This window comes from Saccharopolyspora phatthalungensis, from assembly GCF_014203395.1.
Lineage (GTDB): Bacteria > Actinomycetota > Actinomycetes > Mycobacteriales > Pseudonocardiaceae > Saccharopolyspora > Saccharopolyspora phatthalungensis.
Map to the genome: position 1 here is coordinate 42,574 of NZ_JACHIW010000004.1, position 11,530 is coordinate 54,103.

At 68.9% G+C, this 11,530-nt stretch carries 1 protein-coding gene (cut by a window edge); it reads left to right on the plus strand.

What is annotated here, in order from left to right; genetic code table 11:
- Positions 1–11,028: the 3' portion of a WXG100-like domain-containing protein gene (locus BJ970_RS36405; RefSeq protein ID WP_184733075.1), read on the plus strand. Its footprint begins 18,522 nt before the window's first position; only the last 11,028 of its 29,550 coding nucleotides appear in the window; the start codon falls outside the window, past its left edge; the stop codon is at positions 11,026–11,028.
- The last annotated feature ends 502 nt before the right edge of the window (positions 11,029–11,530 follow it).

The window sequence follows — 11,530 nt, forward strand, 5'->3', positions numbered from 1 at the left end:
GGGACTCCGGAGTCCTCAGCGGAGGCTGGTCGTGGCGCTGGTGAAACGGTTAGCGAGGGCGGTGGCCGCAAGCGGCGTCGTGGCGGTGATGCGGTTGATGATGGTGCCGCACGCAGGCCGGCGGGGCCCGGTGACGCTGGGGCCGGCAGGCTTCGTGATGCGGAACGGTTGCAGGAGGAAGCGCGGGTGGAGGCCCGTCGCGCTCGTGACGCCGGTGAGCCCTACACCGGTGTGACGTTGGGGAAGAAGTTCGGAAAGAGTAAATGGTGGGGTGCGCAGCGGCTTACGGAGATCAGGGATGAGGGTGGTCTAACGGAGGAGAGTGCCACGGCGCGGGAGCGAGAGTGGGAGCGGGTGCGGGTGCGGGAGGAGGCGCAGGAGGAGGCGCGGCGTGCTCTTGCCGCGGGTGAGCCTTACACCGGTGAGGCGTTGGGGAAGAAGTTCGGCATGGGCACGGCGTGGGGTACGGCGCGGCTTCGGGCGATCGGTGAGGAGGGTGCAGAGACCGGGCAGACTTTGCGGGCGCAGGAACAGGAGCGGTTGCGGGAGGAGGGCAGGGCGGAAGCGCGTCGTGCTCGTGACGCCGGGGAGCCCTACACCGGTGAGGCGTTGGGGAAGAAGTTCGGCATGGGCAAGGAGTGGGGGCGGCAGCGGCTAGCGGAGATCAAGGACGAGGGCGGTATGTCCCGGGTGGCGTTGCAGGAACAGGAATGGGAGCGGGAGCGTGCGCAGGCGCGGGAGGAGGCGCGTCGTGCTCGTGACGTGGGCGATCCGCACAGCGGTGAGTCGTTGGGGAGGAAGTTCGGAAAGGGCCCGGGGTGGGGTTGGCGGCGGCTTGCCGAGGTCAGGGCCGAGGATGCTCCTTTGACCGTGTCGACCTTGAGCGAGCGGGAGCAGGAGCGCTTGCGGGAGGATGCTCGTGCGGAGGCGCGGCGTGCTCGCGACGCGGGTGAGGCGCACAGCGGTGAGACCTTGGGACGAAAGTTCGGCAGGGGCTCGACGTGGGGTAGCGAGCGGCTTGCGGAGATCAGGGGGGAGGGTGGTACGAGCCGGCGGGACTTGATCGAGCTCCGCTGGAAGATGCTGCGGGAGGAGGCGCGCGCGGAGGTGCGGCGTGCTCGTGACGCGGGCCAGCCCTACCACGGTGAGGCGTTGGCGGGGAAGTTCGGCACGAGCGGGGAGTGGGCGCGGGCGCGGCTTAGGGAGGTTGAAGAAGAGGATGGTTTGCCCCCGCGGGTGTCGGATGCGCAGGCGAATGTCCCCGTGTTCGGGGAGTCGGCAGGCACCGGTGGGATGACCGCAGGGTCGGCGGATGACGTGATGCGGTGGGCGTTTGATCCGGCCAATGACGAATCGGCGTTTGTTCCCGTTGATCCGGCATTTGATTCGTTGGCGGATGTGGGGTTGTCGGGTGATGTGCTGGGGATGGGGAGCGCTGGGTTGTCGGAGCCCGTTGGGGCTGGGGGCCCTGTTGGATTGGGCGACGCGGTGGAGACCGCGGGTCGGGTGTTGCGGGATCTCGGCGGCCAGCACGGCGAAGGTGTCGTGGATGTGTTGTTGGCGCAGGCGGATTCGGTTCTGGGGCCCGATTTTCCGGCGCCCGATTTTCCGGCGCCCGATTTTCCGGGGGCTGATCAGTTCCGCGAGGTGATGGCGCATCGGTTGTTGTCGCATCCGGGTGATTGGGATGGTGCCCGGGTGTTGCGGGATCGGTTGCAGCGTTATTCGGCCGGCGAGGTGGGGGTGGATTTCGCGGAGGTGTTGGGCGGCCGCGAAGGGCTTGACAGCGCGGAGTTGTTCAACGAGGTGGCGCGAGAGGAGGCGCGTCGTGCGATTGAGGCGGGACAGCCCTATTCCGGTAAGGCGCTGGGGGAAAAGTTCGGGAAGAGCGAGCGGTGGGGTAGACGACTGGTTGGGGGAGTCAGGAGAGACACGGGAACGACACGGGTGAACCCGGGGGCGGAACAGCGGGAGGCGGCGCGGGCGGAGGCGCGTCGTGCTCGTGATGCCGGAGAGCCCCACAACGGTGAGATGTTGGGGCGGGCGTTCGGGATGAGCTCGGGATGGGGTTGGGCGCGGCTGGCGGAGATCCGGGATGAGGGTGGGGTGACCTGGGCGGGTGTGCGGCATCAGGAGACAGAGCGAGAGCGGGAGGCGGCGCGAGTGGAGGCGCGTCGTGCTCGTGATGCGGGTGAGCCCTACGACGGTGAGACGTTGGGGCGGATATTCGGGAAGGGCGTGGCGTGGGGTTGGCAGCGGCTTGGGGAGATCCGGGATGAGGGTGGGATGACCTTGGGGGATGCGCTGCGGCAGGAGTACGAGCGGGAGTGGGAGGCGGCGCGGGCGGAGGCGCGTCGTGCTCGTGATGCCGGAGAGCCCCACAACGGTGAGACGTTGGGGCAGGTGTTCGGGAAGAGCTCGGGATGGGGTTGGGAGCGGCTTAAGGAGATCCGGAACGAGGGCGGGATGACCCGGGCGGATGCGCTGCGGCAGGAGTACGAGCGGGAGCGGGAGTCGGCGCGGGCGGAGGCGCGTCGTGCTCGTGATGCGGGTGAGCCTCACAGCGGTGAGACGTTGGGGCCGATGTTCGGGAAGGGCGCTGCGTGGGGTTGGGAGCGGCTTAAGGAGATCCGGGATGAGGGTGGCACCACGCTGGCGGAGCGCAATGCCCGGGAACGGGCGGCGTTGAAGGAGACGGCGCGGGCGGAGGCGCGTCGTGCCCGAGATGCGGGTGAGCCCTACAGCGGCGAGACCTTGGGGGCGAGGTTCGGGAAGGGCAGGGAATGGGGTCGCGAGCGGCTAGTGGAGATTAGGGCTGAGGATGAGGCGAATGCGCGAGCGGCTGCTGAGTTCGGTGCGGATTTTGCCGATGAGGCAGGAGCTTTGGCGGATGCGCCGATGGAGGATGCGGGTTGGTCGTGGGGTCCTGATGCGGCGGTTGGTGATGCCGCGGGCGTGGGGTCGTCGGGCGATGCGCCGGCGGTGGGGAGTGCTGTGGCGGATCAGGAGCCGCAGCAGCTCGCGTCCGGACAGGAGTGGGCGGATCAGGTTGGCGCGGTGCTGGATCCGCAGGCGAATGTCCCGCTGTTCGATGAACTCGCGGACACCGGTGGGATTGGTGGCATGGCCGCCGAGCCGGCGGACGACGTGATGCCGTGGGCGTTCGATCCGTCCGTCGTCGAGACCGGTTTCGATCCTGGCTTCGCCGAGTCGGCATTCGTTCCCGGCTTCGCCGAGCCCGCGTTTGCTCCGCCGACGGTTGAGGGGTTGCTGTGGGGCGCCGCCGATTTGGCGGGTGCGGAGTCCACACAGGATGTGTCGGCATCGGGTGTTGAGGAGGCTGAGCGGTCGCGGCTGGTTGCTGATTTGGGTGGCTTGGTCGATTCGTTGGGGCGGCTTTTGATTGGTGCGCCGCAAGGTTATCTGCCTGGGTTGCGGGAGCGGGTTGCGCACTGGTCGCAGACCTTGGCTCAGGGCGGATTCGACGGTGTGGACGTGGCGGATTTGCGGAAGCGGGTCGGCGATGCCACGGCGTTGGTGGAGCGGTTGCGAACCGACGGATTGGTGGAGAGCACAGCCGATCCCAATGCTGTGGAACTCTCGCGAGCCGACGAGGGTGGCGGCGCGGCGGATCAGGAAGTCGTTGGTGCGGCTGCTGATCTGGCGGACGAGCCCGAGGAAGGAGGATCGCAGCCGGTTGCGGAAAGCAGCGGTGCGGCAAGTGCTCGCAGAACGGACTTGCGGGCTCGGGAGCGTGAGGCGGCGAAGGCCGAGGCAATTCGGGCTCGTGACGCGGGCGAGCCGCACAGCGGTGAGACGCTGGGGAGCATGTTCAACAAGAGCTCGCAGTGGGGCCGGGCGCGGCTTCGGGAGGTCCGGGATGGCAGCGGTGTTAGCCAGTCGGAATCGCGGGCGCAGGAGTGGGAAGCAGCACGTGCGGAGGCGCGTCGTGCCCGCGACGCGGGCAGGCCCCACACGGGCGCGAGTTTGGGGAAGAAGTTCGGGAAGACAGAGTTCTGGGGGCGGGCGCGGCTTGCGGAGATCAGGGATGAGGTTGGTGCCCAGGCGGTGGCGTTGCGGCCGTCGGAGGGGGAGACGCTGCGCGAGGCGGGGCGGGCGGAGGCGCGTCGTGCGTTTGCGGCCGGTGAGCATCTCCACAGCGGTGAGTTGGGCAAGAAGTTCGGAAAGAGCCAGGAGTGGGGGCGGATGCGGATTGTGGAGATTGGTGTGTCGCTGGTGGGTTTGGACGAGCCAAACCGGGAGGCCGCGCGTGCGGAGGCGCGTCGTGCCCGTGACGCGGGCATACCCCACAGCGGTTCGTCGTTGGGGACCAAGTTCGGAAAGAGCAGGGACTGGGGTCTGGCGCGGCTTCGTGAGATCCAGCATGAGGTGGGAGGTTCGGTCGGCGAGGCGCTGGGTTCTCGTGATGTGCTGGGTTCTGGTGAGGTGCCGACGGTGGATGGGTCGTCGGCGGAGGCGGGTACCGATGAGCGGTCGCGGTTGGTTTCTGAGTTGACGGCGTCGGTGGAGTCGTTGCGGCCGTTGTTGGTTGATGGTTCGACCTCGTATGGACCTGAATTGCGCGCGCGGATGGAGTGGTGGTCGGACATCGCGCAGCAGCATTCGGTCCAGGGCGGGGATGTGGGGGCGTTGCGGGATGCGGCGCAGGCCGCTGCGACTGCGGTGGGGACGGTGCGGCAGGCGCGGCGTGATGCCGCGATGCGAGAGATGAATGCGTTGATGGTCGAGGCTGATGCGGCGTTGCAGGAGGTGATGGATCAGCACGGGCCGGATGCGGTGGCGGGGTTGTTCGCTGCCGCCGATGCGGCGCTGGGTGGTCCGGCCCCGGAGCCGTTCCGGGTGGTGATGGCGCATCAGATGTTGCGGGCACCGGATGATCGGGCGGCGGCCGAGGCGCTGCGACAGCAACTGCACGAGTACATGGGCGCGAGTGTGAATGTGAGTGCGGGCGCGGGTCCGGAGGCAGACGGTGAGCTCCTTCTGCGGCCGGGCGGCGAGGAGTCCGCGACGGAAACGCCGATCGATGCCAGCAGCCCGGATTCCGATGACGCTATGGAGCGGGAGCAGCTTGACCTGTTGGACCGGCTTTATCAGTTGGCCAGTTCGGGCGATGCCGATCGGTCAAACGGTGCCGATGCCGGGGATCGCGCGGCTACGCCGTCCCAGTTGGACGCGGTTGCCGAGGAACCGGCCGATGCGGGGCGCACTGGCGCGCAGCGGCGTCGGTCCTGGCCCGGTGGTACGTCGCCGAACGGGAACGACACCTCTGCGGATGGAAGTGCCGCGGGACATGGGGTGCAGACGGGTTCGGAGTCCGGTACGGCCGCGGGCGAGACCGGCCCGGCGCGACCGACCGACTCGACCGAGCGTTCGGAGGTGTCGGCGGAGGCTACCGCCAACGACGGTGACGCATCGGCACGCACCGACGGGGCTCTTGCCGGGCCTGATAGGCGTGCGATCCGGGATGTCGACCGGCCACGGTTGCGGTTGCCCGGGTATTTGCGGCGCAGCGTGTCGTTGGGTCCGGCGCGGCAGGTCAGCCCGACGGTGGGCGCGGACCGTGTGGTGGCGGCCGCCAAGGCCCTGGCGCCCAAGGCGGACGGCATGGACGCGGTGGAGCACGCGGTGCGCAACGAGGTCGGCACCTTGCTCGGCGACGGCCGGGATTTCCGGGTCGGTGACGCGGTGATTCGGGTACAGGCCGAGTTCGACTGGGCGGGCCGGGCCGCCGCCGATGGACCCGGCACCGCCCAGTCGGCCTCCACGAGTAGCGATTACGCCACGGACATGGCGACCGGCACCGGGTTCAAGCCGCACTACAAGCAGCTTTTCTTCATCCCCGCGGTCCCGGGGCTCTACGCTTTGGGCGCCATCGACGTGCCGACCGGGTTGGCGGTGAACCGGGGCACCGACCGCGCCGACACCCACGGCGAGTCGATCACCATCGCCTTGCCGGACAAGCCGACCCCCGGCGGCGACACCGAGTACGCCGGGGCGCGAGCGGTGTGGGTGCCCGTGACCTTCCACCTTTCCCGGATGGACGGAAACGCACCCGCCACTGCTCGCACCGCGATCGTCGGTGGGGACGGTCATCCCGACGCCGGCTCGGTCGGCGTCGAGTTGAGCGTGCCCACCGGCTTGCGGCCGACTGACCGAGGTCGTGCCGTGCCGATGCCTCGCGAGTTGCCGTCGTCGGTGCTGGAGGGGGCCGAGGTCAAGCAATCGACCCAGGGGCAGTACCACGGCAAGCCATTGCGGATCAGGACCGAACCCGGGAAGTCACCGACCATCTATGACCAGGTGGCCGCGGAGCTTGGTTCGCTCAGCGACCACGAACAGGGGATCTTGGCCGACTTCCTCGGCCAGCGTGGCATCGAAGGGAACCTGCCCACGATGGCGGTGAGTCCCGAGTCGGCGGCCGCGGGTCGGGGCTGGGTGTCCTCGGTGGCGTTGCTGTCGCCGGGTAATCCGCTCACCCGGCTGTTGCCGACCCGCACGCGGCGTCTGCAGATGCGTGCGGTGGCGCGGGAAGTCGCCTACCTGGAGACGATCGACAATGCGCCGTTCGTGTCCTCCGGTCGCGACGGCACCACGGTGACGAGCCAGCACAATGCGGGACGAGAGGTGGCCGGATCGGTCTCCGCGGGGCCGGGCGTGGACATCGGAATGATCACCGTCGCGGCAGGCCCCTTCGTCGCGGGCGGACGGGGCCGTACGCGCGGCCAGCAGTTCACCCAAGCGTCGGGGCAGAGCGACGGCGCGGCGGGCAATGTCGCGGTGGTGCGCTACCGCACCGTTTACGACCTGCAAGTCCGCGCACCCGGTCTGTCGCCGATCACGTTCCCCGACGCCATTGACGCCGCGCACTGGACGGCATCGGAGTTCGCCCAGCAGGCCGGTCTGCTGGACGCCGACAGCCAACCCCACTCCGACCGAGCGGCCGACATCACCCGCGCCGCGTTGGAATCCAGTGGTGCGGGGGCGAAACTCGCCCAGATCCTGCGGGATTCGGCGCGGACGATTCCGGGGCATCACCGGTGGGCGTGGCGGGATACCGCGCTGGTGACCGATTTCGGTGATCCGAAGCTGGCCGGCGGCATCTCGGGCAAGGCCGACCGGCAGTTGGCGCGGGGCGAGCAGATCGACGCGGCGACCGCTAGCGAGCGGTTGTCCGCGCCGCGGGTAGTGGAGGAAATGCTGACCGATCAGGCCACTGTGGTGGATCTGGTCGAGCACGGCCGGGGGCACGACTACCACGCCTCGCTGCAGGTCGCGGCGGACGTGGTCGAGGTCGCCGATCTCGGGCCGGTCGAGCCGGTGGCGGCCACCCAGACCAGCACCGAGTCTGACTCCGTGCAGCACAGCAGCGGGGTGACCTGGTCGGTCGGGGCGGGGATTGTGGCGCGGGTGTATTCGGTGCTGGCGGGTAAGACATCGCTGGTCACCAGCTACCACAAGCTCGGATTCTCCCGGACCAAGTCCTCGGCCACGGGCGAGACCACCGAGGTTTCCTTCGGTGGGGCTCGCAGTACCGAGTTGACCGGTGCGGGTGCGGTGGGGCAGGAGCCGCGCAAGCGGCTGGCCTATCGGGTGCGCTACACCGCGTCGGGGTCGCACTGGCAGGAGTGGAACACCCTGGTCAAGGGCGTGACCGTCGGCAAGCCAGGCCTGCATACCCCGGCGGTGCGGGATCTGCCGATCGTGGATTACACGGCCGAGGAGGAGGGCCGCCGACCCGGTGTGGTGGAGACCGATGTGGTGGTGGAGTTGCCCGCGTGGCAGGCCGATCAGCTCAAGACCGAGCTGGAGGTGCTGAAGAACGCGGCGGTCGAGCCGGTCGGGTGGTCCGAGATCGCGGCGACCGATGGGTCGTTGCGGGCGGGGTTGTCGCGGGCGCTGGATGGGGTGCCGGTGGTGTCGTTGCATGGGTTGAAGCATCTGCGGGATTCGGCGTTCGCCCAGCTCAAGGCGCTTTCGGGGCATTCCAGTTGGCAGTTGGGCGACAACGGGCGCTTGGTCGAGCGGGGCATATCGTTGGGCGCGCTGCGGGGTAATCCGCGGAGTCTGAGCCGCAAGTTCCGGCTGGACGGGTTGTTCTCCCCGCGGCGTAGGCAGGACCAGCACGGCGCGGTGGAGTACTCGTTGATGCTGCGGGATCCGGAGCCGGTGATCGGCGCCGATGGGAACCCGGTCAAGGTGTGGCAGCAGCCGACCCGGTCGGTAACCGGCGGAACCACCACCTACAGCGGCACCTCCAGCACTATCACCTTCGGCAACGCCATCGAACCGGCGATGATCCTCACCAGCGATTTCGCCGCCCACCAGGGAGAAAACACCATCAAAATGGGCGGGCTGGCGCTGGAGGAGCTCACGGTGTGGGCGGGCAGCTCTTCGCGGGAGCAGGGTCAAGCGGTCACCAGCAGCCAGACGAACTCGGTGACGGGTCCGCCGCGCCAGTTGCACCTGGTGGAGGTGGACGTGGAGGCCACGGTCGCCGCCGAGGTCCGCACGGTGGGCAAGCTTGACCGGCTCGGCATGTTCGCGTCGAAACCCGCGGCTCGCTCGGCGGAGCGGTTCACGCTGCCCCGGGCCGGGACGTTCCTGGTCACCGACGAGCAGTTGCAGGAGATCAGGACCAAACAGGCCGAGGTCGACGCCCAACGCGCCCGCGACACCGCGCAGTCATCGCAGGAGCTCGGGGAAGAACGCCCGGAGCTGAGCTCGGCGGAGCCCCCGGGGCGGTCGGGAGATGTGGTGCCGGTGCCGAGCGGGCATGCCTTGGGAGTCCCATCGTGGCGTGGCGGGGTGACCGAGACGGTGGATCTGACCGATCGGATTCCCGTGCTGCACCAACAGCTTTCGCAGCGGCTGGGGGCGGAGCAGGCGGATCGGTTGCTGCCGCGTTCGGCGGGGCAGAACGTGCATGACAACTACCGTGAGGTGGAGCGTTTCCTGTCCACTGTGCAGGCCAAACTCGGCGACGCCGGCAACGGTGGGGTCAGCACGCCGCTGCGGTTGGAAGACAGGTTCAGCGGGCAGACCTATGAGCTTCACGTGGGGGCCGAGCTGCTGGGGGAGCCGGTGGCCGAGGGGGTCACGCACGGGGAGGCGGCCAAGGCGAGTTCGGCGACGGTGGTGGCCAGCACCATGCGCCACGCCAGCCGGGTCCTCATGGAATTCTTCAGCATCGCAGCCCCCACGATCTACGTGCACGGGCCAAAGCCCACGGGTGGCGAGTCGGCCCCGCAGCACGGTCCGTCCTACAGCAACACGGGCATGGGGCTGGTGCATGTCGGGGAGTGGTTGAAGCAGGTCCGTACCCGGATGCGTTCCTCGTCGGAGAACTACACCAGTGCCGAGCGGGTGTCGGGTGCGTTGGCCGCGCATCGTGGCGAGGTGTTGTTCGATGTGCGTATCGAGCGGCATGGGGAGCGGATCGCGGCGGCCCCCGACGCGCGCAGTGTCGGGGTGCGCACGGCAGTCGAAGACACGCTGCCGGCCGAGGTCGCCGAGCGACCCCGCACGGCCACGATCACCGAGCGCCCGGTGTCGGAGGCTGCGGCTGACGCGGTGTGGCACTGGCAAACCGACAACACCGAGGTGCTGCCCGGTCCCGGGCAGTTCCGGGCGGTGGAGTTCGCCGGCCGGGTCGATGATCTGATCAACGCGTCCGAGCGGGCCATCACCGCGGCCGGGGGCACGGTGAATGCGGATGTGCGCCGCATGTTGCGGGCGTGGTTTTCCCCGCACCGGTTGGAGGCGTTGCTGGGCAGGCTGGCCGACCCCGGGTCGCAGGCGCTGCTGGTCGATCTGCCGCCTGGGTTGGGGGTGGATGTGGCGGTGCACCTTCGGCTTCCCGACCGGGGCACGCTCACCTCGACCAGCGGGCGCATCAACATGGAAGGGTCCACGGCCAGCCCACGGACCGAGCATGAGGAAGTCGGTTCGGGTAACGGGCATGCCGTCTTCGCCACATCGCTGATCGCCGGCGGCGTCACGCAGCCGCCGGGCTCCGAGACCTACCAGGCCGGGCGCGACGAGTTCGGGTCGGCCGGCGGGTGGAACCTTCCGCTTCATCTGCGGGGCTCGCACGAATCCGAGGCAGAGCACGGAACCATGGCCGGAACCGCCGGTGCGACGCTGCCCGACGGGGCGGACGCACCGCTGAAGGGTGTCACGAGCACCTGGATGCACCCGGCGGAGTTCCGCATCGTCGCCAGCCCGGGCAAATACAGCATCGGCAAGCAGAAGGCCGTCGTCGACGCCCGTTTCGAGGCGGGCTACGTGATCCGCCGCAGCGACCGCGGCACCGAGCTACCCGCCGGATTGGTGTCCGCCACCAACCGGCTCGCCGAGCTTGATGCGAAGTGGACCGCCGCGATCGCCCAGGAACGCGCCGCACGCGACAGCCTGACCCAGACCACCCAAGCCGAACAACGGGCGTACCGAGGCAGAAACGAAGCGGTTCGACTGGCGGTGCCGACACGGAAGCCGGAAGCCGAGCAGGCCTGGCATGCGGCGGTGGCGCGGGAGCAGGCCGCGCAGCGGGCGTGGTGGCAGGCCAAGCAGAACTACGAGCGGGAGCTTGCCGTTGCCCGGAGCGAACCCGTTCTCGCGGGTGCCCCGGCGGACACGAGCGTCACGGTCCGCGGGAACGCGTTGTCGCGGATGCGGGCACGTTATGCCTTGTACCCGCTGGTGGATAAGGTCCTCGAAGCTCGGCGGCAGGGACGTCGGCCTCGCGTCCGCTACGTCGTGCACGGCGATCTCGACGCGCACGGCAATGGCGAATCGCAAGCCAAACAAGACTTCTCCTACATCGCAAAAGAACTCAAGGACAAGCTCCGCATCGCCCAGTGGAACGTCGCCGAGGACTCGCGGTTCGAGCCCGACGACGTTGGGCTGATCTCGGCGCCGCAGTTCCTGCACGCCGAAGGACCCACCCGCGTGCAGATCTGGCTTGAGCCGGGGGCGGCGGTGCGCGACCACGGACACGGGTCGGCATGATGGGGCACTCGCGCGGGCGGCCGCGGGTCGTCCGGCGGAGCGGGCCGCGACTCCCGAAGCCCCGCTCGGGCAAATCCCGAGTGGACGGCCTGCCTGTCGAAGTTTCAGGATTCTTGGAGAGCCTGGCGGGTACGCGCACCTCGCTCAGGGGGGCGGGGTCGTATTCCGCGCGGACGCCGCCGCTGGAGGTGGCCGCCGTATCCTGCGGCGGCTGTGATGCAAGCGACGGTATTCGCTTCGGCGGGCTATGCATAGTGGCGGCGACCGGCGGTGGCGACCGGTCGGCAGGCGCGGCGCGACAAGACGGCGTACTTGATCGTTGCGGGTCGGCACGGGGACGCGACGGGCGACGTGAATCCACTTTCCGGAGACGTTTTGTGAGCAAGATGACTCTCGTAAGTCCCGTGTTTCGCATGAAAGCGTCATCTTGGTGAACTCCACCGCAACGAACGTGGCGGCTTGAACGTGGCTACGTCCAGGAGACGTGTCTTTGTTGTGGGCA